This window comes from Nocardiopsis sp. L17-MgMaSL7 (assembly GCF_003182025.1).
Lineage (GTDB): Bacteria > Actinomycetota > Actinomycetes > Streptosporangiales > Streptosporangiaceae > Nocardiopsis > Nocardiopsis prasina.
Window position 1 is genome coordinate 1 of sequence record NZ_QGTF01000017.1, and the last position, 21,971, is coordinate 21,971.

Below are 21,971 nucleotides of genomic sequence, written 5' to 3' on the forward strand. Positions count from 1 at the left end.
GAGTCCGGCTCGGGGTGGCAGAACCAGAGCAGGCGCGCGTCCGGGCCCAGCAGCGCCACGGAGGCCTGGTTGGAGAGCATCGACATGCGCTCGATGGGGGTGGGGCGCTCCCCGAAGACCCAGGAGCGGCGTTCGGTGGCCAGGAGGGTGAGCAGGGCCGCGGCGGTGGGGGTGTCCGGGACGCTGTGCGCGGCCACCGTGTGCTCCTCGCCGACCCGCACGCCCGCGTCGGCCCCGGCGTTCAGGTTCGCGAACACCGGCTCCTCGCCCTCGCCGCCGCCGATGTAGAGGATCGCGGTGGCCTCGACCTGCTCGCGCAGGAGTTCGAGGGCGGCGGACTTGTCGGCGGGCGGGGCGTCGGGGCCGGTGCCGGGGTGCCCGGGGTCGATCGTGAGGTCGGTGTCGAACTCGGTGCCGTAGGCACCCACGAGACGGACCTCCGAGGGCAGCCTGGAGAGGGCGGCCAGGTCACGCAGGGGCCGGGCGGAGATGACCGCGCACACGGTGCCGGGCAGGTCCGCGAGGTCGCGCAGGGCGCGGACGGCCTCGGGGAGGGGACCCCGGTGGTCGGAGGCGACCGGGGCGAGCGCGCCGTCGTAGTCGCAGGCCACGAGCAGGCGCGAGGTGCGGGCCAGCGCGGAGACGCGCTGGCGGACGTCGAGGGGCATGGTCTCCAGGGTCGTGTCCGTTGGTCCCTGCGGGACCGCCGGAGCCGCCTTGACCACCTGGGTGAGCGTCACGTTGCCTCCTCCACTGGTCCATTACCGACCTGGGAAATAGGTGAGATGTAGGACTCCGCGCGCATGTGTCTGGATCACATGGATCTCGTAGGGAAAACGTAGACCCAGGGACGTATGGCGCGGGATGAACTTCGCGGGCCTTTGAGCAGACCTAAAGAACATTTGGCATTCAAACGGATAAACCGGGCATCCGTGCTGTTCTGTAAAAGGTCCGGTGCCTCAGAAGTCAACGCGAGACTACCCGCGCCGCGCACGTGCGCGTGCACGAGAAGCAAGTGATGCAGATCACTCATGCGGATCGGGTCCGTATGTGCCAGACCCCGCCCGCGGGCCGTGGAAGGGAGTCCACGGCCTGTGGGCGGGGTGAGCGGAACCGGGGAGGTGTGGGGGTGCGCGCCGTAGCGCCGGGTCAGGAGCTCGACGACTCCCATTCCGGCTTGCGCAGGTGGTGCACCCACGCGGGCGGGAGGTTGGCGAACACCTTCTCCGAGCCGATCCCGTAACGGTCCAGCCAGTCCTGCACCACCCAACTGGTCCGCGCCTGGCGCAGGTAGTCCTCGCGGCGGGCGATCACCGCCTTGACCTCCTTCGTGTACAGGTAGCCGTAGAAGGAGAGCGTTCCGCCCGGGCGGAGCACGGTGAAGTAGTAGTCGAGGATGCCGCGCACGGTGTCGGCGGTGAAGTTGGCGAACGGCAGACCGGAGACGATCACGTCGTAGGTGCGGTCGGTGCCCATCTCGTCCACCAGACAGGCGTGCACCTCCGCGCTGTCCGCGATCGGCGACATCTGCGGGTCGGTCTTCAACAGGTGCTCGACGTAGGACGCGAACTCCGGATTGGCCTCCACGAGGTCCACGGTGTCACCCGGGCGCATCGCGTCGGCGATCCCGCGGCTGATGGCGCCGGTCCCGGCGCCCGCCTCCAGGATGCGCAGCGGTTCGTCGGGGTCGGGTCGGTGGCGGATGTGCTCGGCCATGGCGTGCGCCAGGGCACTGCTGCTGGGCACGATGGAACCCGTCGCATGGAAGGTGCGCAGCGCCTGGCTGAAGAAGAGTCTGGTGTCACGCAGACGTTCCTCCAGCCTGAGGGCGGCCAGGGGTCCGGTGGGGCTCTGGGTCTCGGACATGACTGAACGCTAACGCGTCGGTGTGTCCCTGGGGAGACCGCGCGGCCCTTTGTCCCGGAAACACCGCGTGGCCATGAACACCGCCGAGACGGGAACCCCGGCGCCGGGCCCGCGCCCGGAGGGGCGCTCCCGCCTCCGGACGGCCACGGCGCCACGCCCTACGCTGAGGGGCATGAGCGACGCCGACGCCACCCCCGAGACCCCCGCCCACACCCGGACCGCGCTGGTCACCGGGGCCTCCGGCGGGATCGGGGAGGAGTACGCCCGGCGCCTCGCCCAGCGCGGGTACGCCCTCGTCGTGGTCGCGCGCCGCCACGACCTCCTGGCCGCACTCGCCGACGACGTCCGTGAGCGGTACGGGACCGCGGTCGAGGTCCTGCGCGCGGACCTCGGCACCTCCGAGGGCGTCGCCGCCGTCGCCGCGCGGCTGGCCGAGGACGGCACCGGCGCGCTCGCGCCCGTGGACCTGCTCGTCAACAACGCCGGGCGCGGCGACGGGGGCACCTTCGCCGAACAGGACCCCGCCGAGATCGACGCGATGATCGACCTCAACGTCCGCGCCGTCCTCAAGCTGACCCGCGCCGTCCTGCCGGTGCAGATCGCCCGCCGCGCGAACGGGTACCAGGAGGGGCTGGGCGTGGTCAACGTCGCCTCGATGGCCGGGGAGATCCCCGTCAACCCGGGGGGCTCCGTGTACGGCGCGGGCAAGAAGTTCGTGACCCTGTGGAGTGAGAGCGTCGCCGCCGAGGTGCGCGGACACGGCGTCCACGTCACCGTGGTCCTGCCCGGGTTCGTGCGCACCGACATGACCCGCGGCGTCCAGGAACAGGGGATGCCCGCCTTCGCGTTCGTGCCCAAGGAGCACATCGTCCGCGACTCCCTCGTCGCCTGGTCCGCCGGGCGTTCGGCGGTCGTCTCCGGGCCCCAGTACAGAGCCGCCGACGGGCTCCTGCGCCTCCTGCCCCGCCCGCTGATCCGCGCCGTCGCCCGCCGCATGGCCTGACCTGGCCCTCTCACATACTGGGACATTCGGTCCCCGGTTGGTCACCGGGCGTCTGTTGCGCCTACCCTGGTAGCGCACTGTCGGTCGAGGAAAGAGACCATGAAGACCTTCGAAGAGCTGTTCGCCGAGCTGTCCGAGAAGGCACGCTCCCGCCCCGAGGGGTCCGGGACCGTCGCCCAACTCGACGCCGGCGTCCATGCCATCGGCAAGAAGGTCGTCGAGGAGGCCGCTGAGGTCTGGATGGCCGCCGAGTACGAGTCGGACGAAGACGCCGCCGAAGAGATCTCGCAGCTCCTCTACCACCTCCAGGTCCTGATGCTGGCCCGTGGCCTGCGGCTCGAGGACGTCTACAAGCATCTGTAGGCCGGTACCGCGCGCCCCTCACCGGGCGCGTGCGCGGACCGGCCCACCGACGTCCCCGAACCACGCCAGAGCTGACAAGGAACCCCAATGCCCGACATGCTCCGCATCGCCGTGCCCAACAAGGGCCAGCTGTCCGAACCCGCCGTCCAGATGCTGCGCGAGGCCGGGTACCGGCAGCGCAAGAGCAGCCGCGACCTCGTGCTGGTCGACCCGGACAACAACACCGAGTTCTTCTTCCTCCGCCCCAAGGACATCGCCGTCTACGTCGGCGAGGGCATCCTCCAGGCCGGGATCACCGGCCGCGACATGCTCCTGGACTCCGGCGCCCCGGTGGACGAGGTCCTCGCGCTGGGCTTCGGCGGCTCCACCTTCCGCTTCGCCGCGCCCGGCGGCGCCGGGATGGACGTCACCGACCTCAACGGCAAGCGCGTCGCCACGTCCTTCGACGAGTTGCTCCGCGCCTACCTGGAGGAGCGCGGCATCGACGCGCGCGTCATCCACCTCGACGGCGCCGTGGAGAGCTCGGTGCAGCTCGGCGTGGCCGACGCCGTGGCCGACGTCGTCTCCACCGGCACCACGCTGCGCAACGCGGGGATGGAGACCTTCGGCGACCCGATCCTGATCTCGGAGGCCGTGGTCATCCGGCCCACGGACGCCCCCGAGGACCGGCAGATCGACCAGCTGCTGCGCCGACTGCGCGGCGTCCTCGTGGCCCGCGACTACGTGATGATGGACTACGACGTGCACGCCGAGAATCTGGAGGCGGCTGTCGCCCTCACTCCCGGCATGGAGGGGCCCACGGTCTCCCCGCTGCACCGTGAGGGCTGGGTCGCGGTCCGCTCGATGGTGCCCCGCAAGGAGGCCCAGCGGATCATGGACGACCTCTGGCAGCTCGGCGCCCGCGCCATCCTGGTCACCGACATCTACGCCTGCCGCCTCTGACCGGGACCCCGGTCAGGAGGGGGCGACGGTGAGGACGGTCTCGTCGCCGTCGGCGGCGCCCGTGACGGTGACGTGCAGGACCCGTCTCCCGCCGTCCCAGCGCGACGTCCAGCCGTCGTCCCCGGCGGGGGTGTCCACGGTGAGGTCGAACTCCTCCCCGAAGACGTCCTCGGGCAGGTACAGCTCGGTCGCCCCGGACGCTCCGTTCTCCGCGTAGCGCACCGACAGCGCGCCGCTGGCGTCGTCGGGCCCCAGCTCCAGGGGCTGGCCCGCCACGGCGCGCGGGTAGGCCCGGTTCATCACGTGGGCGAGCGGGCCGGGGGTGAGTTCGTCGCCCTCGGCCCGCGCGTCCCAGGGGCCCCAGCCGTCGTGGTCGTTGGACCAGTAGACGCGTCCGGCCGCCATCGACTCGGTCTCCGCGAGCATCCGGGAGACGAACTCCGGCGCGCCCGGCCCGGACATGTCCAGGCCGAACTCGCCCAGCACGACCGGTGCCCCCAGGCGTTCGCCCACCACCCGGACGTTGCGCGACCACAGCTCCACGCTGGCGTCGATCCGCTCCCGCGCCGCGCCCTCGTAGGGCTGGCCCAGGTCCATGGGCAGGGTCACCGGTGGTCCCCCAGAAGTGGTCGAAGGAGCGCACCACTCCGGGCTCCAGGTAGACCAGTTCCCACATCTCACGGCTCTCCACCCGCAGGCCGTCGTTGTGGGTGGCCCACTCGGGGGCTCCGTTGCCGGAGTGCTCCTCGGGGCTGGTGTGGCGGCCGTACAGGTCCTGGTGCATGTCGAGCAGCACGTGGTAGCCGCGGTCGGCGTACCACTCGACCCGCTCGGCGACGGCGTCCAGGTACGCCTCGTCGTAGACGCCCTCCTCGGGTTCCAGTGCCTGCCACTGGATGAGGAAGCGGACGAAGTTGGTGCCCATGGCGTCGTACTCGGCCTGGACGTCGTCCTCGGTGATCCACGGCAGCTGGTCGGGGTCGCCCTTGGCGGAGCCGGAGGTGTTGAGGCCGTGGAGGAAGAGCGCCCTGCCCTGGTCGTCGGTGAGGTACCGGGTGGGCCCCGGTTCGTGCCGGGTGAGCGCGGCGACCAGGCCGGTCACCAGCACGAGCACTGTCAGTGCGGCCGTGACGAGCCCGCGCTTGCCGGTGCGCTGCAATCTCGCTCCTGGGGTGAGAGCTGGATCACTATCATGCAGAAGGTGAATGTTGTTCGCAATGCCCCCACTGCCCTCGTACCCTCCGTCGCCGGGGTCGCGACCCTCCTCCCCTGCCTGCTCTTCGGGAGCGCCGCGTTCCTCACTGGCTGGGGTCACGCGCCGCCTGGCTGGCCCTGCCCACGGCACTCGGCGTCCCCTTCGCCTTCCCCAGGCTCAGCCTCACCACCGTCGTCGGGCAGCCCGACTGGCACCTGGCGACCGAGATCGTCGCCGCCGCGGCACTGGCCGCCGTCACCGGCTGGTGGGTCCGACGGGCACACCGGGTGCGCCCCGAGGCGAACGCCTGGCGGGTCCTGCTGTCCGCCTGGGCCGGTGTGCTCCTGGGGTTGGCGCTGGCCAACGCCCTGCGCGCGGTCGCCGCCGTGCTCGCCGTGGGCGCCGGACCGGTGGCTCTGTTCGCCTACGCCCTCGCCGGGGCCCTGACGGGCCTGCTCTGGGCGGTCTGCCTGGGTTGGGTCTGTGCGGTTCCGGCGGCCCTGGCTCACCGGCTCACCGTGCGAACCAGGGCCGCCTCGACGTAGATCCCTCAGTCACCGTCGCGCGGGGCGCGACGAGCCTGGAGGGCGGCCCAGATCAGGGGGACCTGGAGCGGGACGCGGCCCCAGGCGACCGCCCTGTTGTCGGCCACCGACGGCAGCCGTCCCGACCCGGAGTCCAGCGCCATCTGGACGTTGGCGGGCCACACGGCCAGCAGCAGCGCGGCGCTGGCCGGTCCGGCCCACCTCCGGCGGGTCAGCAGGCCCACGCCGCAGGCCAGTTCGGCCGCGCCGCTCCCGTACACGAACGCGCGGTGCGCGGGCAGGCGGCGCGGCATGATCGACTCGAACGGCCTCGGGGCCGCGAAGTGCAGCACCCCCGAACCCACGAACATCGCTCCCAGCGCGAGCGGGGCCGCTCCGCGCAGCCTGTCCAGGCGTTTTCCCATGGTCATGCACTCCTCTCGTGACGCGCCGGAACCCAACCTACTGACGGGTCAACAAGTGGTACTTCACCGGCCCGCCACGCGGGGAACATGATCGGGGGCACAATGTGGTGCATGAACCAGCCAACGCGAGACCCCGAAGTCGAGGGTGAATCCGTCACCCTCGCCAGAGTGACGGGTGAGACCGGCGGTGACCTGGTGCTTCGCCAGGTGGGTGCCCACTACGAGATCTATTCCAACGGCCTGTTCCTCATGGACACCCGCGACGGCACCTCCGAGCGCGAGATGGTGCGCCTGAGCCTGGCCGCGCTCCCCCCGGGGCGCTCACACGCCCGCGTGCTGGTCGGCGGGCTCGGCGTGGGATTCTCCGCCCGCGAGGCGCTCGACAACCCCCGGGTGTCCCGCGTGGACGTCGTGGAGCTCGAACCCCAGGTGATCGCCTGGCACGAGGACGAACTCGGTGAGGCCGCCGAGTACGTCCACCGCGACCCCCGCTGCCGGGTGCACAACGCCGACATCGTCGCCTGGATCGCGCAGGCCTCGGCCGCCGACCAGCCCGGCCGCTTCGACGTCATCTGCCTGGACACCGACAACGGCCCGGACTGGACCGTGGTCGAGAACAACAACCGTCTGTACGAGGCGGCCGGGCTCGAACAGCTGACCCGGCTGCTCACCCCCGGCGGGGTGCTCTCCTTCTGGAGCGCCAACAGCGTGGACAGCTTCGAGGCCCTGCTGCGGACCCGCTTCGGCACGGTGGAGGTCGCGGAGGTGGTGGTGGCCCGGGGGGTCCCGGACGTGGTCTACCTGGCCTCGAACCCCCTCTGACCTCAGCCCTGGTTGCGGGACATGTAGCGGGCGAACTCCTCCAGGGAGATCCGCTCGTCGCCGTCGCCGTCCATCGCGCGCACGACCTCGGCGGCCTGCTCGTCGGTGGTCTGGTCGCCGAGGTTGCGCATCAGCGAGGCCAGCTCCTGGGCGGAGATGAGGCCGTCGTTGTCGGTGTCCACGAGGGTGAAGGTGGCGGCGTACTCGGTGGTGTCGGCCATCGGGGGCTCTCCGGATCTGCTGGGGAACGAACTCGCGCCAGGCTACCGAGGCACGCCCCGCAGAGCCACCGGGAGGCCCCGGCCGCCGGACGGGTCGGCCGTCCCACGCCTTCCGGGCGACGGTGGCGACGTGTTCCGGGCGACGCTGCGGACGTGCGGGTTCGGGGTCGGTCGGGTGTCGGAGACGGCTCGAAGAGAGCCCGGGGCGCGCGGAGCCGGGCCGTGACCGCGTACCGCGGCCGGAACACGCGAGAGGGGCCGTGCCCCGCCCGGTGGGGACGGTGGCGGCGGCCCCTCGGGGGAGACGTGCCCTGACAGCGGGTCAGTGGGGGTCAGTGCGTGTTCGTGGAGGCCTTCGAGCCGACCCAGCGGGCGACCACCGTGAAGGCCAGCACCAGGACGAACAGGCACAGCGCGGCGCCCCAAGCGCGGTCGATACCGGACTCGAAGGGCTGCGTGGCGCCCCGGTACAGCTGCATCGGGACCGCGCCCTGCGGGCTGCCCTGGAAGCTCGTCACGATCAGACCCGTACCGAAGGCCGTCAGCAGCAGCGGCGCGGTCTCACCGATCCCGCGCGCGATCGCCAGCATCGAACCCGTGGTCAGACCGGGCGCGGCGGCGGGCAGCACCGTGTGCACGATGGTCTGCCACTTGCGCGCCCCCAGGCCGTAGCTGGCGTTGCGCATCTCGTTCGGAACCAGCCGCAGCATCTCCTCGGAGGACCGCGTCACGATCGGCAGCATCATCACCGCGATGGCCACCGCGCCGACGAAGGTACCGAACCCCATGCCGCCCCAGCCGATCACCAGCAGGCCGTACACGAACAGACCCACGAAGATCGACGGGATACCGGTCATCACGTCGGTGAAGAAGCGGATCGCGGAGGTGAGGCGGTTGGGCCCGTACTCCACGATGTACACGGCCGTGGCGATACCGAACGGGATCGACATCAGGACCGCCAGGGCCATGATGTACAGCGTTCCGAAGAACCCGGCCGCGTAGCCGCCGCCGTCGCGCCGGGGCGGCGGCTCGGTCTGGGTGATGAAGTCCAGGTTGACCACGCCGATGCCGCGACGGGTCACCTCGAAGACGATGAGGACCAGCGGGATCATCGCGATGACCATCGCTGCGGTCAGCACCACGGTGGCGCTGCGGTCCTTCAGGCGCCGGAACGACGACCCGGGGGGCCGCTGGCTCAGGGGCGCGTGCCTGCTGGGGGGAGTCTCGGTCATGGTGCTCATACGGCGGCGTCTCCCGTCATGCGTCCCAGACGCCAGACGATGACGCGGGCGAGGATGTTGACGATCATCGTGACCAGGAAGAGGGCCACACCGATGGCCATCAGCGCGGTCCTGGACTCGGGGGTGGCCTCACCGAAGGTCGCGGCGATGTGCGAGGCCATGCTGCTGCCGGTCCCGAACAGGCTGGCGCCCCAGGACTGGGAGCCGCCGATCAGCATCAGGACCGCGATGGTCTCGCCCAGCGCGCGGCCCAGGCCGAGCATGGCGGCCGCGACGATCCCGGAGAAGCTGGCGGGCAGGACCACGTTGCGCAGGACCTCCCAGCGGGTGGAGCCCAGCGCGTAGGCGGCCATCCGCTGTTCGACCGGGTGCACCGCGATGACCTCGCGGATGATGGCGGTCATGATCGGCAGGATCATGATGGCCAGCACGATCCCGGCGGACAGGTAGCCGACCCCGCGGATCGGGCCCTCGAAGAGGAAGAACCAGCCGAGGACGCCCTCCAGGAACTCGAAGAACGGCCGCAGCACGTTCGGCAGGAACCAGTGCAGGCCCCACAGGCCGAAGATGACGCTGGGGACCGCCGCGAGCAGCTCCACCGTGTAGGAGAGCGGCTTCGCGATCCGTCGGGGCGCCAGGTGGGTGAGGTAGAAGGAGACCATGATCGCCAGCGGCAGCGCGATGACGATGGCGATGGTCGCGGTCACCAGGGTGCCGTAGATGAACGGCCAGGCGCCGTAGGTGCCGGTGATCTCGGTGCGGGAGTTGCCCGACTGCCACTGCTCGCCGGTGAGGAAGCCGAAGAAGCCCTCCTTGGCGAAGACGGGCCAGGCCTCGGTGGTGGTGCGCAGGACCATCAGGGCCAGGATGACCAGGACGACGGTGCCGCAGGATGCCACCGCCCACTTGAAGAGGGGGTCGGCCATCCTCCCCTTGCTCGACCTCAGCGTCGTGCCCCGCCGGGGTTCCTCCGGGGCCGGGGCGGCCTCTGGGGCCTCAGTGGACATGGAGCTTCTCCTCTTGATGGCTTTCGTGGGAGTGGGAGACGCGGTGACGCCCCGGTCGGGGCAGGGAGCGGGGCCGGGGCGCTCCGGCCCCGGCCCCGGTGAGGGTTAGCCCTCGGAGTCGTCCTCGGTGCCGGCGTCGGTGTCAGCGTCGGCGTCCGCGTCGTCACCGCCGTCGTTCTCGGAGTTGGTGCGCTCGATCTCGGCGAGCACGCGCTCCTTCAGCTCCTCGCCCAGGGGGGCGTAGCCCAGCTCGGCGACGATCTCGTTGGCGCCCTCGTCGGTCAGGGCCCAGGTCCAGAAGTCGATGATCGCGTCGGCCTCGGCCTGCTCGTAGCCGCAGGTGTAGGTGAAGATCCAGTTGGTACCGGCGATCGGGTAGCCCTCGCCGCCGATGTTGTCGATGCTGAAGCGGAAGTCCTCGGGGATCTCCGCCTCCTCGGAGGCGGCCGTGGTGGACTCCAGGGTCGGCGCGATGGGCTCGCCGTCCGCGTTGATCACCTGGGCGGAGGCCAGACCGGCCTCCTGCGCGAAGGCCTGGTTCACGTAGCCCACGCCGCCCGGGTTCTGGCTGATGCCCTGGGCGACACCGTCGTTGCCCTGGCCGCCGACCAGGCCGGGGGCCCAGTCGATCTCGCCGCCGGAGCCGTACTCGTCGGCCCACGACTCCACCTCGGTGGAGAGGTAGTGGGTGAAGACCTCGGTGGTGCCGGAGCTGTCGGAACGGTGGACCGGGATGATCTCGTCGTCCGGCAGGTCCACGTCCGGGTTGAGGTCGGCGATGGCCGGGTCCGTGTACGAGGTGATGTCACCGGAGTAGATGCCTGCGATGGTCTCGGCGTCCAGGACCAGACCGTCGAGGTCGGGGTTGTCGAAGGCGATGACGACCGATCCGAACACGACCGGGAACTGGATGGCCTCGCAGCCGCGGCCGTCGGCGGCGGTGGCCAGGTCCTCGTCGGTCAGGTACCGCTCGGAGGAACCGAAGTTGACCGTCTGCTCAAGGAACTGCTCGATACCGGCGCCGGAGCCCACGCTCTGGTAGTTGATGCTGACGCCGGGCTGCACGTCCTGACTGTAGGTGTGCATCCAGTCCTGGAAGAGCGGGTCGGGGAAGCTGGCCCCGGCACCGGTCAGCGAGGCGCTGAGCTCGGCACCGTCGGCGGAGCCGTTGTCCGCGCCGTCGGAGCCGCTGCCGCACGCCGTGGCGAGCAGGGGGATGGCCGCCAGGACGGCGAGCTTGGAACGCCCGTTGCGCATGTCGTGGTTCTCCTCGTTGAATGACCGCTGTCGGGGCTGACGTAAAACGACACTAGGCGCGTAGAAAGTCGCGGTGTCATCGAAATAGAGGCGGTTGGGTAGAAGAACAGTGAATGGCAGGTGAATGGGGGTCACTTTTCGATAACGGCCACTGTGTGCGAGGGTGTGTACCCAGGTGGGGGTGTGCGGTCGCGCCCCAGGGGAGTGCGCTCTGACCTGCTGTGATGATCACGTGTCCGAGCGTGCTGTCGGGGTGTGCGGTTCAGCGTGATGACGACTTCGCATTTCCGGGCCGTCACCCTTCCGTGGGAATCAGAAAAAGGTGACGCGTACATGAACGACGGGCCGGTCCGGTGTCGGCCGGACGGCCCTCGAAAATGTACGCGCGGTTTCCCTTGTCCGCCTACCCGCCGTTCGCCGTGTCCAGCCGGTAGCCGATGCCACGGACCGTGTGGATGAACCGGGGCTGGGCCTCGGAGTCACCCAGCTTGTGCCGCAGGCGCCGTATGTGCACGGCGATCGTGTTGTTCACCGGCGGGAGCGGCTTGCGCCAGACCTCGGTCCACAGCTCCTCCCGGCTCACCACCCGGCCACTGTGCCGGAGCAGGAAGTCCATGATCCCGAACTCCCGCAGGGCCAGGTTGACCGGCTGCCCGTCCACGAACAGCCGGTGCCCCAGGGCGTCCAGCTCCAGGTCGCCCGAGCGCAGCGCCACCGGCCCGCCCGGGTTCGGCGGCGGGGCGATCTCGTTCCCGGGAAGCGAACCGCGCAGCAGCGCCGCGAGCTCCGGGATGCGGTAGGGGCGGTTCACACAGGCGGTGGCCCCCGCGGAGAGGGCCCGCATCGCCCTCTGCGAGTCGCCCGCGCCCACCCCGATCAGGATCGGGATGTCCAAGGCCCGGCGCGTCACCCGCACCAGCGTCTCCAGGTCCACCTCGGGCGGAGCGGCGTTGGTCAGCAGGGTGTCCGGCCGCACCATCCCCACCCGGAGCAGGGCCTCGGCGCCGTCCACGCACACCGTGATGTCCACGTCGTGTCCGCTCAGCGAGAGCACCAGCTGGTGCGACTGCTCGGACTCGGGCTCCACCAGCAGGACCCTCAGCGGACCCTCCGTGCGCTGCGTTCTCCCCTCGTCGTCCGGCGCGCCGGTGGGCGGGGGGACCGGGGCGGAGGAGGCGAGCGCGGGCATGGGCGGGTCCACTTCGTCGAGAACGGCGGGGGCGGGTGGAGCTCGACCGGGTCGGGTTACCCGAAGCGGCCCGAGATGTAGTCCTCGGTGCGCTGGTCGGAGGGCTTGCTGAAGATCGTCGCGGTCTCGTCGTACTCCACGAGGCTGCCGTAGCGGTCGCCCTCGTCGTCCACGCTCGCGGTGAAGAAGGCCGTGCGGTCCGAGACGCGCGCCGCCTGCTGCATGTTGTGGGTGACGATGACGATCGTGTACTCGGCCGCCAGCTCGTACATGAGGTCCTCGATCTTGAGCGTGGCGATCGGGTCGAGCGCCGAACAGGGCTCGTCCATGAGGATGACCTCGGGGTTCACCGCGATGGTGCGGGCGATGCACAGGCGCTGCTGCTGGCCGCCGGAGAGGGCGAAGGCGCTCTCCTTCAGCTTGTCCTTGACCTCGTCCCACAGGGCGGCCTTGGTCAGGGTCTCCTCGACCAGGTCGTCCATGTTGCCGCGCGTCCCGTTGATCCGGGGGCCGTAGGCGACGTTGTCGTAGATGGACTTGGGGAACGGGTTGGGCTTCTGGAAGACCATCCCGATCCGGCGGCGGACCTCGATCGGGTCCACGTCGGAGGCGTACAGGTCCTCGCCGTGATAGGTCACCCGGCCCTCGATCCGCGCGCCCGGGATGAGGTCGTTCATCCGGTTGAGCGTGCGCAGGACCGTGCTCTTGCCGCAGCCGGACGGGCCGATCATCGCGGTGATCTGGCGCGGGCCCACCTGCATGTTCACGTCACGCACGGCCTTGTTGGACCCGTAGTGGATCGACAGATCGCTGATGTCGAAGACGGGGTCGCCCAGGCCGGGAACCTCGCGGTTGTACCGGACGGTGTCGGGGGCGATGCCGCGGCCGGACTCGGTGCCTCGCGGGGTCGCGGTGTTGCTGACAGACATGGGGCCACTTCCGGGTCGGACGGAGCTCGGTGTGCACGAGGGGATGAAACCCGCGGAGTGCGGTCGACTCCCATGCAAATATGTCCGCGTGAAGCCCGGGTGAACGAACCCCGTGGCCAAGATGAACGTGGGCGGTGGAGTGGGAAGCCCCCGGTGACCTTCCGGTGTCCTCCCCGGTCAGGGTGGTGACGGTCAGCGACGAGCGGGCGTCCTCCGCCGTGCGGCACACGACCGCCCCGACGGTTCCGTGCCGGTCGTGGCACGGTCGTCGGGGCGGTCGGTGAACGGGGGCGTCGGGGCGCCCTACTCCTTGGCGTCCGCGCCCTGCTCGGAGATCTTCTGCTTGACCTCGTCCATGTCCAGTTCCCGGGCCTGGGTGATCAGGCTCTCCAGGGCCTCGGAGGGGAGGGCACCCGGCTCGTTGTAGATCACCGTCTGGTCGCGCACGATCATCAGGGTCGGAATGGACTGGATCTTGAACTCGAAGGCGAGCTCTCGCTGGGCCTCGGTGTCGACCTTGGCGTGCACGATGTCCGTGTGCTTCTCCGAGGACTTGTCGAACACGGGGGCGAACTGGCGGCAGGGACCGCACCAGTCAGCCCAGAAGTCGATCAGGACGAAGCTGTTGTCCTTCAGCGTTTCCGCGAAGTTGTCTTTGGTGAGTTCGACGGTGGACACGTGGTCTCCTGCTCTTCGTTCGTTGTTGGTGTCGACCGGTGGCCAACTGCCATCCTCTTGGGTGCTACAGCGGTAGTGCCCACTCGTTTGTTCCACATGCCTCGGAGGTGGTCCACGCACGTCCGCTGGACCGGTGGTTTCCGACACAACACGTGTTGCATACCTGTTTGGGAGGAAAGAGCGAACACGGTTACTGTCGGCCTGCGGGGCACGGGTTCATTGTCGTGACCGGAGCTTCCGTTGTGGGCCGAACGCCGAAAACCGGGGGGACCGATGAGCTCCGAGGCGCCGGAGGACGAGCAGGGCGTGGACTACCGCTTCACCCTCGCCAACGAACGTACCTTCCTTGCGTGGATCCGGACCGCCCTGGCACTGCTCGCGGGCGCGGTCGCCGTCCTCCACCTGCTCCCGCTGGGCTGGGACGAGACGCCGCGCACCCTGGTGGGGCTGCTGCTGGCCGTGCTCGCCGGTGTCGTCACCGTGTACGCGCCGTTGCGCTGGTACCGCGTGCAGCGCGTGATGCGCCTGGGCCAGCCCCTCCCGATGAGTCTGCTGCCGCTGATCACCACGTTCGCGGTGGGCGTGGTGTGCCTCATGGTGCTGTTGGGGAACCTGCTGTGAATCCGGGGGAGGTGCGCCGCGACCCGGGCCTCCAGCCCGAACGCACACTGCTCTCCTGGCAGCGCGTGCTCATCCTGCTCACCGTGGTGGGCCTGGTCTACCTGCGGGGGCCGCTCGACCCCGGCTCCACCGTCGTGCCCGAGGTGTCGCCCGCGCTCCGGGCGGGGGTCATGGCCTTCACCCTGCTGCTGGGCGCCGGACTCGGGCTGCACCTGTGGCTGCGGTGGCGCCACACCCGGCACGGACTCCGTGAGCCGGGCACGGGGCGGCCACCGCTGAGCGTGGCCCGGCCCTGGGCGATGGTCCTGCTCAGCGCTGGCGTGCTCGCCCTGACCCTGTTCGTGGTGGCGACGGTGCTGCTGCCGTGAGGCGGGGGCCGGGCCTCGTGACGTTCCCGTGCCACGGCCGGAGCCGTCGCCACCACGGGGCGGACGACGGGCGGGAGGGTGGGTCCGGGGCGGCGGGCACCCCGGGGGCGCCCTCCTCGTGGCTGTCGCGACCGTCCTGGGACGGCCGCTGTGGCAGGTCGTCCCCAGGGCCTGTTCTTCTGGATGCTTTCGCTCGTGTCGGCGGAGCCGACATCGATGCGAGCGGCCGCCGCCCAGGCAATCTCTCGCCAGACGATGAGCGAGGTCAGCCTGGGGTTGGCTGTCCGAGTGGTGTCGGCGCAGCGAGAGGCCGCCTGGTGGTCGCGAGCGAGGAATGATCCAGAAAACGGGGCCTAGGCGGGTGCCGGGACCGAGCGGGCCGAGCGGCGGTGCTCGACGATCGACCCGATGATGGCGTTGAGGTCGAGTGTCGGCTCGTAGCCGATCAGGCGCCCGGCCAGCGAGGTGTCCGGGTAGCGGCGCTGCATGTCCTCGTACCCCTCACCGTAGGCCTCCTCGTAGTTCATGAAGGTGAGCGAGCTGCCCGAACCCGTCAGCTCAATGATCCTGTCCGCCAGGCCCCTGATCGACACCTCCTCGTGCCCGCCCAGGTTGACCGCCTGGTTGTACGCCTCGGGGGTGTCCATCAGCCGGGTCATCGCGGGCACCACGTCGAACACCGAACCGAAGCAGCGGCGCTGGGCGCCCGTGCCGTAGACGGTGATGGGCTCGTCGGACAGGGCCTGGTCGACGAACCGGGGCACCACCATCCCGTATCTTCCGGTCTGCCGGGGCCCCACCACGTTGAAGAAGCGGGTGATGACGCAGGGCACACCGGACTCCACGCCGTGGACGTAGGCGACCAGCTCGTCCAGCCCCTTCGCGGCGGCGTAGGACCAGCGGCTCTTGGTGGCCGATCCGTAGATCCGGTCGTCACCCTCCTTGAGGCCGTCCGCGTCGTTCTTGCCATAGACCTCGCTGGTCGAGGCGACCATGTACGGGACACGGTGCCGCACTGCGGCCTCCACGACGTTCTCCGTGCCGTGCAGGTTGATCCGCAGCGAACGGAGCGGGTTGTCGACGATGTTGTAGACCCCCACGGCGGCGGCGAGGTGGAACACGGTGTCCGCCTCCGCGACGAGTCGGTCCACCAGTTCCCGGTCCAGGATGTCCCCCTGGACGAACCGGAACGCGGGAGAACCCTTCAACTGGGACAGGTTGGACAGTGAACCTGTCGAGAGGTCGTCCAGGACGGTGACCTCGTGTCCCCGCGCGACCAGGTGGTCGCACAGGTGGGAGCCGATGAACCCGGCTCCACCGGTGATGACGGCCTTCATGGTTTTCCCTCCACTACGGGTGATGTAGGTGATCCGTACTTCACGGGGGGTGGGTTTCGTGTGACAGGTGAGGGAGCAGATGGGGGAGTCGGCGAGTCGCCGCTCCGGTCAGGCCAGGTGGCGCAGGACGTGGTAGCCCTCGCCGAGGGCCACCCCGGCCTGCATGCCCCTGAGGACGGCGAGGCTGCGCAGGGTGAGTTCCGAACGGGTGTGGGGGTGTTCGTGACTCTGGGAGCCGTACAGCTCCATGGCCTGGAGCTTGGCCTCCAGGTCCGCCTCGCTGAGCTCGACGATGAGGTTGGGGGAGTCCACGGGTTCGAACCGCCACTGGTCGGCGGCCTCCTCGTAGGACAGCACCATGCGGGGGTGGTGGCGCAGCCCGTTGTTCGAGGGCCGCAGCGCGGTGTGCACGGCCTCAGCCACGGCCTGGTGGTCCTGGTTGTAGCTCGTGTGGTGCGGCACGAGCACCACGGTGGGCCGCAGGGCCGCGACGGAGAGCGGGCTGTCCCGCTCGATCAGCCGCGTCAGGTCCACCCGGGGGACCGAGTCCAGCCTCAGGTGGTGCTCGTCGCCCGGGAGCGCCATGTGCCAGTCGTCCCAGCGGAAGTGCTCCGAGACCTTCTTGATCTCGGTGTGGCGCTCCTCGGCCGTGGAGAAGCCCTTCGCGGACTGGTCGGCGGTGTCGCCGACCGTCAGGAACTGGACGAAGACCTCCGCGCCCGCGCGCTTGGCCTTGTGCATCAGGCCGCCGCAACCGAGGGTCTCGTCGTCGGGGTGGGGGGAGTAGACCAGGAGGCGCTCCTGTGACCAGTCCGTCGTCATGCCTGTTTCCCGTTCTTTGCCGAAGTGGGGCGATCGGTCGTCACCCGGGCCGCGGAGATCACCGTGCCCGTTGGCTCGGGCGTCCGGTGCCCGCTCGCTGATCGGTGTCAGCCGCGCGCTCTCGCCTGACGGAGCACGCGCGGCGCGTCCGGTCCGGCGTTGAGCAGGAGGTCGATCGCCGACAGGCGGGGCACGAAGTCGTCGGCGGGTCCACGCGTGTGCTGGCGGTACACCGGGTGGCGGAAGTCCTGCCACTCGATGGCCACCCCGTAGCGGTTCAGCGCCTCGGGGTCGAGGTAGTCCCTCGCGCCGTCGCCCGAGAGCATCGTGTCCGCTCCCGCCTTGGCACAGATCTGGGCCAACAGCTCACTCTTGTGCCCGGGGAAGTCCCCGAGCTCGCTCGCGCGCAGGACGGGTGTGTCGACACCGAACGCGCGTGTCAGCAGGCGGGTGGTGGCGATGGCCAGGTCCGCGAGGCCCTCCCACTCCGTTTCGTACAGTTGGGCGATTTCTTCCCGGTAGACGTCCCAGTAAGGCGCTTTGCGGTAACAGTGTTCAGAGAGTGCCCTGAAGTGCTTGTTGCGCCATTTCTGTGTGTTGTCAATCTTCTTGTCCAGGATGCGTTCATCGCGACTCGCCTGGGTGACGGGCACGGTGAGAAGGACCGGATCGCCCGGTCCGGCGACGTAGTTTCGGTTCTGCCAACCCCGACGTTCGAACTGAACCGTGTCAAGCATGATGAATCGGTCAGAACGGTCGATCTTGTCGATCAGTCCCAGCCAGGGCCAATAGTGCGGCTGATGGACGGCCACGCGCAGGCGCGCGGTGTCATCGCTGTTCGGGACGGGGCTCCCGAGGTCAGGACCCGGGCCCCCGTGCGCGGGATCTGGCGCGGGGGATCGTGGCTCGCCGATCACGCCGGGCGTTCTCCTTAACTCGTCGGTCGGCCGCGAGGGGTTTTATCGGGACCCCATGGGGCCTCGTATAAACCGGGGGCGGTGGCCACCGGCACCTCGCCGCAAATATCTTCTAATGGGTACCACCTCACGCAAGCCCGTGTATACGATTTGCGTGGCCTACATAGGACGCGAACCCGGGTGAACCCACCAGTCGTGTAGGACGTCAACCTATCGCCGACTTTGCGGGTTAATGTCGGTCCGAAACCGATAACATTCGGAGGGTCGCAGGGCTGTGCGTATCGCGCGTTTCATCGGTGGGCTGCTGACCGGGCTGATCGCCCTGGTGCTGGCCGTCGCACTCTTCGTCTACTGGTTCGACTTCGCGTCAACCATGGCCGCCGCCGCGGGGATCGGCGCCCTCGGGTACGTCTTCCTGTGGATGGCCTTCGGCCTCAACCTGCTGCTGTGGACCGTGGTCGGCCTGATCAGGCTGGCCGAGGGCGGGGCGCGTGCCGCCCTGCGCCGACGCCCCGAGGACCGGAGGCGGAGCGTCGCCGGGGGCCGCGAACGGCAGCGGCTGCTCGTGGGGGCGGGCGCGCCCGGGGGTGCCGCGCCGATGGCCGAAGGGGGAACTGGGTCCGCCGAGACGGGCGCCGTCGACACCGTGACCCCGGGAGGGGCGCTGGTGGCGGAGGCCCCCGAGGACATCACCCTCGCCGTCATCATCCCGGCCCACAACGAGGAGCCGGTGATCGACGCCGCGATCTCCTCAGCCCTCGGCCTGTTCGACCGTTGGGACGTCTACGTCGTCTCGGACTCGTCCAGGGACGCGACGGCCGACATCGCGGCCAGGACCGGTGTGAACGTCCTCGAACTCCTCACCAACCGGGGCAAGGCGGGGGCCATCGAGGCGGTCATCGAGGAATTCTCACTGACCGAAAACTACGACGGTGTCCTGATTCTGGACGCCGACACGGAACTCGACGCAGGGTACGTGGAGGGCGCCAAACGTCAACTCCAGGACCCCGGTGTGGCCGCCGTCGCGGGCTTCGTCGTCTCGGAGTGGAAGCCCGGGGAGCGCGGCCTGGTCGGGCGGATCATCTCGGCCTACCGGGACCGCCTCTACTTCATGCTCCAGTACTTCATGCGCTTCGGGCAGACCTGGAAGCGGGCCAACGTCGCCTTCATCGTGCCGGGGTTCGCGAGCGTGTACCGCAGCCGCGCCCTGAGGGAGATCACCGTCAACCCCCCGGGACTGGTGATCGAGGACTTCAACATGACCTTCGAGGTGCACCACAAGCGCCTCGGCCGGATCTCGATGCGGCCGGACACCAAGGCCTACAGCCAGGACCCGTTCACGTTCGGGGACTACCGCAAGCAGGTGGGCCGCTGGACCCTCGGCTTCTGGCAGACGGTGCGCAGGCACAAGGTGTGGCCGAGTCTGTTCTGGGCGGCCCTGGCCCTGTACATCGTGGAGGTCGTGCTGGTCTCGGTGCTGTTCCTGGTGACCGTGGCGATCGCCCTGTTCGTGCTGCTGGGCACGTTCGGCGGCGAGGTGCTGGCGGGGGTGCCGTTCCTGTCCGACGGGTTCACGGCGGTGACGGCGTTCCTGCCGCTGACGGCCCTGGCCATCGGCCTGCTCGTCCCGGACTACGTGCTCACCTGCGTCATGACCATGGTCCGGCGGCGGCCCTCGTACCTCTTCTACGGCCTGTTCTTCTTCCCGATCCGGATCGTGGACTCCTACCTGGCCCTGCGGATGATCCCCAAGGCCTGGACCGCCGAGTCCGACGGACGGTGGAGCAGCCCCACCCGGGTCTCCCAAAGGGATCCCAGGTAGCCGTCGCGACCTGCGGGTATGTGAGATTCTCCGAGCATGTCCACCCCAGGGGCCCACCGTCCCGGACACCGCTTAGCCTCGATGGAGGGGCCCCGACCCTCCTCGGGGCGCAGTCGTTGAATGGGTGAAGTCGCAGTGGACAAGAGGCGTGTGTCGTTCGCGTTGTACCGGGTGCTCGCGTACATCACGGGAGTCTTCCTGTTGGGTCTGACCTTCCTGGCCATGCCGGCGAAGTACCTGGTGGGCGAGGACTCCATGTTCCACCTGGTCGGCGCTCCCCGGGGCTGGGAGCACTGGTTCGGCCCCGAGTCGCCGCTGATGCTCTACATCGTCATGCCGCACGGCTACATCTACATGGCGTACGTGCTGGTCGTCCTGTGGGTGGCCCTCGACCGCCGCTGGGGCGCGGGCCGCACCCTGGGCGTCGTGCTCGCGGGCACCGTCCCGGTCCTCGGCTTCGTGGTCGAGCACCGGGTGGTCAGGTCCGAGCAGGCCGGGGACCTGGCCGCCGGAAGGGAGACCGGGCAGGCTCAGGAGCCCGCGACCACGGGCTGATCCCCGGTCTTCCGGGTGCGTCCCTCCGCCAGTTCGCGGCGCATGAGGATGATCCAGAAGACCACGGCGGAGACGCCGAACATGGCCCACTGCACGGCGTAGCTGAGGCTGCGCCAGTTGACCGTGAACTCCGTGGGCGGTTCGGGCGGAGGCACCGGGGTGAGCCCGTCGACGGCGGGCTCGCTCTCGGGCAGGGTGACGTAGGCCGCGTAGAGGCGCTGGTCCCACTCTCCGACCAGCACGGACGGGGCGATCCGCTCGACCGTCCCCACCTCGGGTGAGCCCATGGGGACGACCCCCTCCGCCGCGTCCTGCGGAGGCTGGAGCCAACCGGTGACGGTGACGTCCCCCTCGGGAACGGGCGGCAGCCCGGTGCCGTCCTCCGTCCAGCCACGGCTGACGGTCATGGCCACCCCTTCCTCGGTGACGAGGGGAAGGACCAGCACGTAGCCCTCGACCCCGTCCAGGCGCCGGGGCACGAGGAGCTGGGACTCCGCGTCGAAGTGTCCGGATACCTCGACCGCCGTGTTGGTCGTGAGGTTCGGGTGCAGGAACTCGCCGGGTTCACCCAGGTCGGAGACGGGGATGGCGTCGGCCAGGTCCTCGACCGGGTTGGTGATGACGTCGCGGTCGGGTTCGAAGGCGCGGGTGCCCTGCCAGTAGGTGCCCGCGACGCACACGACGACCACGAGGACGGCCAGCAGATGCAGGCCGACCCAGCGCGGGCTGAAGAGCGGAGATCTCACCCGACCAGGCTATGTCCGCCCTCCGAGCGGCCGCTCATGACCCCGTGTTGACAATGCCCACACCCCCCTTGGTCGTGCCACGCCCCAGGAATGACGATCACTTTAAGTAGTTTCTCGTGACACAGGGTTGTTATTCATGGGTGTGGTGGGTAGTGTCTCTAACAACGCGGAACGACAAGATCGCTTCCACGTGGCAGACCTTTAAGGCCGCGACTCCAGGGGGGAGGAGTCGCAGGCCGCTTCCCAGAGCGAGGGTTGCCTCCGTACTTTGAGGGGGGATGCGGAGGCGACCCTCGCCACCTCGTAGACGGGGACGTTTCCACTGTTCAGTGGGAACGTCCCCGTTCTCGTTCGCCGGAGATCAGGGTTTGAGCTCCGAACCGACGAGTTCGACATCGGCCCTGCTGAAGCGATCGAGTCGGCCCGGCAGCAACCCCATGCGCTCGGCGGTCACTTCGAACATCCCCCTGGAGCAGCCGAGCAGTGCGGCCGCCTCCTTGTGGGTGAGGCTCTGCGCGATCCAGTCCAGGCGCTCGGCGACGACCGACGCGACACGCTCCTCGGTCACGGCGTCGATCTCCTCCAACGGATACACCGGATGCCCTCTGAAGGTGCCGACCGGCCGGAGGAGGCCCAGCTCCGCCAGACGCTGCACGTCCTCCCTGATCAGTTCCAGGCCGGTTCTCTCGCCCATGCGGGTGGCGGCCCTGCCCGAACCCAGGCCGGGGTGCTCGCCCACCACCTCGACGATGCCCGTCACCCTGTCGGGCAGATCCGACACCGCCTCCCTGGACCACCTGCCCTTGGCGAGGTCGGGTGGCGGGATCAGGCCGTGCTCCACGGCCCGGGGTACCTGCCAGGCCTGCCAGGACCCGCTCGGTGACCCGCCCCTCCGCTCGTCAGGCCTGCTTCCCCCGGCGGGCCCCGGGCGTGGGCTCACTCCGCTTGCGTTCCCCCGAGGCCTCCGTGCGGCTCCGGTGCCGTGCCGCGTACACCCGCAACGCCAGGTTGACCGCGTCGTCCCGGGTGCGGGCGCCGGAGAAACGCATGGCCTCCCGGAGTGCCTCGTCGTCGATGTCGATCCAGGTCGGGCTCACTCCGCGCTCCTCGCTGCTCGGGGA

25 protein-coding genes and 1 pseudogene are annotated in these 21,971 nt (G+C 69.7%); 9 read left to right on the plus strand and 17 right to left on the minus strand.

The genetic code is table 11. From position 1 onward, the window contains the following. Both BDW27_RS23525 and BDW27_RS23530 read right to left on the minus strand, forming a co-directional pair. A partial coding sequence (locus BDW27_RS23525; protein WP_233515897.1) for a trehalase-like domain-containing protein occupies positions 1 to 740 on the minus strand: 740 nt, incomplete at its 3' end. Between the two features lie 409 nt (positions 741 to 1,149). After that, positions 1,150 to 1,866: a class I SAM-dependent methyltransferase gene (locus BDW27_RS23530; RefSeq protein WP_017546891.1), complete on the minus strand. Its 717-nt coding sequence runs from the start codon at positions 1,864 to 1,866 to the stop codon at positions 1,150 to 1,152. Positions 1,867 to 2,038: 172 nt separating this feature from the next. Between BDW27_RS23530 and BDW27_RS23535 the strand changes: the two genes are divergently transcribed. The 3 genes from BDW27_RS23535 to hisG all read left to right on the plus strand — a co-directional run bounded on the left by BDW27_RS23535 (position 2,039) and on the right by hisG (position 4,174). Then, positions 2,039 to 2,869 (plus strand): SDR family oxidoreductase, encoded by an 831-nt coding sequence (locus BDW27_RS23535; RefSeq protein WP_110051783.1) that lies wholly within the window; start codon positions 2,039 to 2,041, stop codon positions 2,867 to 2,869. A 99-nt stretch (positions 2,870 to 2,968) separates the two neighbouring features. Then, positions 2,969 to 3,232: a phosphoribosyl-ATP diphosphatase gene (locus tag BDW27_RS23540; RefSeq protein WP_017546893.1), complete on the plus strand. Its 264-nt coding sequence runs from the start codon at positions 2,969 to 2,971 to the stop codon at positions 3,230 to 3,232. A gap of 87 nt (positions 3,233 to 3,319) precedes the next feature. After that, complete coding sequence (hisG, locus tag BDW27_RS23545; RefSeq protein WP_017546894.1) at positions 3,320 to 4,174, plus strand: ATP phosphoribosyltransferase; 855 nt, start codon at positions 3,320 to 3,322, stop codon at positions 4,172 to 4,174. Positions 4,175 to 4,186: 12 nt separating this feature from the next. Here the strand turns inward: hisG and BDW27_RS23550 are convergent. Further along, positions 4,187 to 5,333 (minus strand): annotated as a pseudogene (locus tag BDW27_RS23550) (cellulase family glycosylhydrolase). 323 nt (positions 5,334 to 5,656) lie between these two features. On the opposite strand from BDW27_RS23550, the gene BDW27_RS27895 reads away from it, so the two are divergent. After that, positions 5,657 to 5,914, plus strand: a complete 258-nt coding sequence (locus tag BDW27_RS27895; RefSeq protein WP_233515898.1) for a hypothetical protein — start codon at positions 5,657 to 5,659, stop codon at positions 5,912 to 5,914. A gap of 5 nt (positions 5,915 to 5,919) precedes the next feature. Here BDW27_RS27895 and BDW27_RS23560 read toward each other — a convergent pair whose 3' ends face one another. Further along, positions 5,920 to 6,324, minus strand: coding sequence for a hypothetical protein (locus BDW27_RS23560; RefSeq protein WP_017546897.1), 405 nt, complete (start codon positions 6,322 to 6,324; stop codon positions 5,920 to 5,922). 96 nt (positions 6,325 to 6,420) lie between these two features. Between BDW27_RS23560 and BDW27_RS23565 the strand changes: the two genes are divergently transcribed. Then, positions 6,421 to 7,140: a spermidine synthase gene (locus tag BDW27_RS23565; RefSeq protein WP_026129669.1), complete on the plus strand. Its 720-nt coding sequence runs from the start codon at positions 6,421 to 6,423 to the stop codon at positions 7,138 to 7,140. A 2-nt stretch (positions 7,141 to 7,142) separates the two neighbouring features. On the opposite strand, the gene BDW27_RS23570 is transcribed toward BDW27_RS23565, so the two are convergent. The 7 genes from BDW27_RS23570 to trxA all read right to left on the minus strand — a co-directional run bounded on the left by BDW27_RS23570 (position 7,143) and on the right by trxA (position 13,662). Beyond that, positions 7,143 to 7,361: an EF-hand domain-containing protein gene (locus BDW27_RS23570; protein WP_017546899.1), complete on the minus strand. Its 219-nt coding sequence runs from the start codon at positions 7,359 to 7,361 to the stop codon at positions 7,143 to 7,145. Positions 7,362 to 7,693: 332 nt separating this feature from the next. Next, positions 7,694 to 8,602, minus strand: coding sequence for a phosphate ABC transporter permease PstA (gene pstA / locus BDW27_RS23575; protein WP_017546900.1), 909 nt, complete (start codon positions 8,600 to 8,602; stop codon positions 7,694 to 7,696). Further along, entirely contained in the window at positions 8,599 to 9,609 is a 1,011-nt protein-coding gene (gene pstC / locus BDW27_RS23580) for a phosphate ABC transporter permease subunit PstC (protein ID WP_017546901.1), read from the minus strand. The genes pstA and pstC overlap by 4 nt, the downstream gene beginning before the upstream one ends. A gap of 105 nt (positions 9,610 to 9,714) precedes the next feature. Continuing rightward, positions 9,715 to 10,866, minus strand: a complete 1,152-nt coding sequence (gene pstS / locus BDW27_RS23585; protein ID WP_017546902.1) for a phosphate ABC transporter substrate-binding protein PstS — start codon at positions 10,864 to 10,866, stop codon at positions 9,715 to 9,717. Between the two features lie 403 nt (positions 10,867 to 11,269). Further along, positions 11,270 to 12,055: a response regulator transcription factor gene (locus tag BDW27_RS23590; protein WP_110051784.1), complete on the minus strand. Its 786-nt coding sequence runs from the start codon at positions 12,053 to 12,055 to the stop codon at positions 11,270 to 11,272. Between the two features lie 56 nt (positions 12,056 to 12,111). Then, positions 12,112 to 12,984, minus strand: coding sequence for a phosphate ABC transporter ATP-binding protein PstB (gene pstB / locus BDW27_RS23595; protein WP_110051786.1), 873 nt, complete (start codon positions 12,982 to 12,984; stop codon positions 12,112 to 12,114). Positions 12,985 to 13,287: 303 nt separating this feature from the next. Continuing rightward, positions 13,288 to 13,662, minus strand: a complete 375-nt coding sequence (gene trxA, locus BDW27_RS23600; RefSeq protein WP_017546905.1) for a thioredoxin — start codon at positions 13,660 to 13,662, stop codon at positions 13,288 to 13,290. Positions 13,663 to 13,935: 273 nt separating this feature from the next. On the opposite strand from trxA, the gene BDW27_RS23605 reads away from it, so the two are divergent. Both BDW27_RS23605 and BDW27_RS23610 read left to right on the plus strand, forming a co-directional pair. Then, the gene (locus BDW27_RS23605) at positions 13,936 to 14,283 is read left to right on the plus strand and encodes a YidH family protein (RefSeq protein ID WP_049571037.1); all 348 of its coding nucleotides are present in this window, start codon (positions 13,936 to 13,938) and stop codon (positions 14,281 to 14,283) included. Continuing rightward, on the plus strand, positions 14,280 to 14,651 hold the full coding sequence (locus tag BDW27_RS23610; protein WP_049571040.1) for a DUF202 domain-containing protein: 372 nt from the start codon (positions 14,280 to 14,282) through the stop codon (positions 14,649 to 14,651). The genes BDW27_RS23605 and BDW27_RS23610 overlap by 4 nt, the downstream gene beginning before the upstream one ends. 353 nt (positions 14,652 to 15,004) lie before the next feature. Here BDW27_RS23610 and BDW27_RS23615 read toward each other — a convergent pair whose 3' ends face one another. The 3 genes from BDW27_RS23615 to BDW27_RS23625 form a co-directional block, all read right to left on the minus strand. Then, entirely contained in the window at positions 15,005 to 15,988 is a 984-nt protein-coding gene (locus BDW27_RS23615; protein ID WP_110051788.1) for an NAD(P)-dependent oxidoreductase, read from the minus strand. Between the two features lie 108 nt (positions 15,989 to 16,096). Beyond that, on the minus strand, positions 16,097 to 16,810 hold the full coding sequence (locus tag BDW27_RS23620) for a PIG-L deacetylase family protein (RefSeq protein WP_017546909.1): 714 nt from the start codon (positions 16,808 to 16,810) through the stop codon (positions 16,097 to 16,099). Between the two features lie 107 nt (positions 16,811 to 16,917). Next, a complete protein-coding gene (locus tag BDW27_RS23625; protein ID WP_026129670.1) occupies positions 16,918 to 17,628 on the minus strand; it encodes a WbqC family protein in 711 nt (236 codons plus the stop codon). Positions 17,629 to 18,001: 373 nt separating this feature from the next. Between BDW27_RS23625 and BDW27_RS23630 the strand changes: the two genes are divergently transcribed. After that, entirely contained in the window at positions 18,002 to 19,549 is a 1,548-nt protein-coding gene (locus BDW27_RS23630; RefSeq protein ID WP_110051790.1) for a glycosyltransferase, read from the plus strand. 120 nt (positions 19,550 to 19,669) lie between these two features. After that, a complete protein-coding gene (locus BDW27_RS23635; RefSeq protein ID WP_017546912.1) occupies positions 19,670 to 20,104 on the plus strand; it encodes a DUF3817 domain-containing protein in 435 nt (144 codons plus the stop codon). Here BDW27_RS23635 and BDW27_RS23640 read toward each other — a convergent pair. The 3 genes from BDW27_RS23640 to BDW27_RS23650 all read right to left on the minus strand — a co-directional run bounded on the left by BDW27_RS23640 (position 20,080) and on the right by BDW27_RS23650 (position 21,947). Then, positions 20,080 to 20,850, minus strand: a complete 771-nt coding sequence (locus tag BDW27_RS23640; protein WP_017546913.1) for an SURF1 family protein — start codon at positions 20,848 to 20,850, stop codon at positions 20,080 to 20,082. The genes BDW27_RS23635 and BDW27_RS23640 overlap by 25 nt on opposite strands. A gap of 361 nt (positions 20,851 to 21,211) precedes the next feature. Next, positions 21,212 to 21,691, minus strand: a complete 480-nt coding sequence (locus BDW27_RS23645) for a hypothetical protein (RefSeq protein ID WP_110051791.1) — start codon at positions 21,689 to 21,691, stop codon at positions 21,212 to 21,214. Positions 21,692 to 21,749: 58 nt separating this feature from the next. Then, entirely contained in the window at positions 21,750 to 21,947 is a 198-nt protein-coding gene (locus BDW27_RS23650) for a type II toxin-antitoxin system VapB family antitoxin (protein WP_017546915.1), read from the minus strand. Positions 21,948 to 21,971 lie beyond the last annotated feature (24 nt).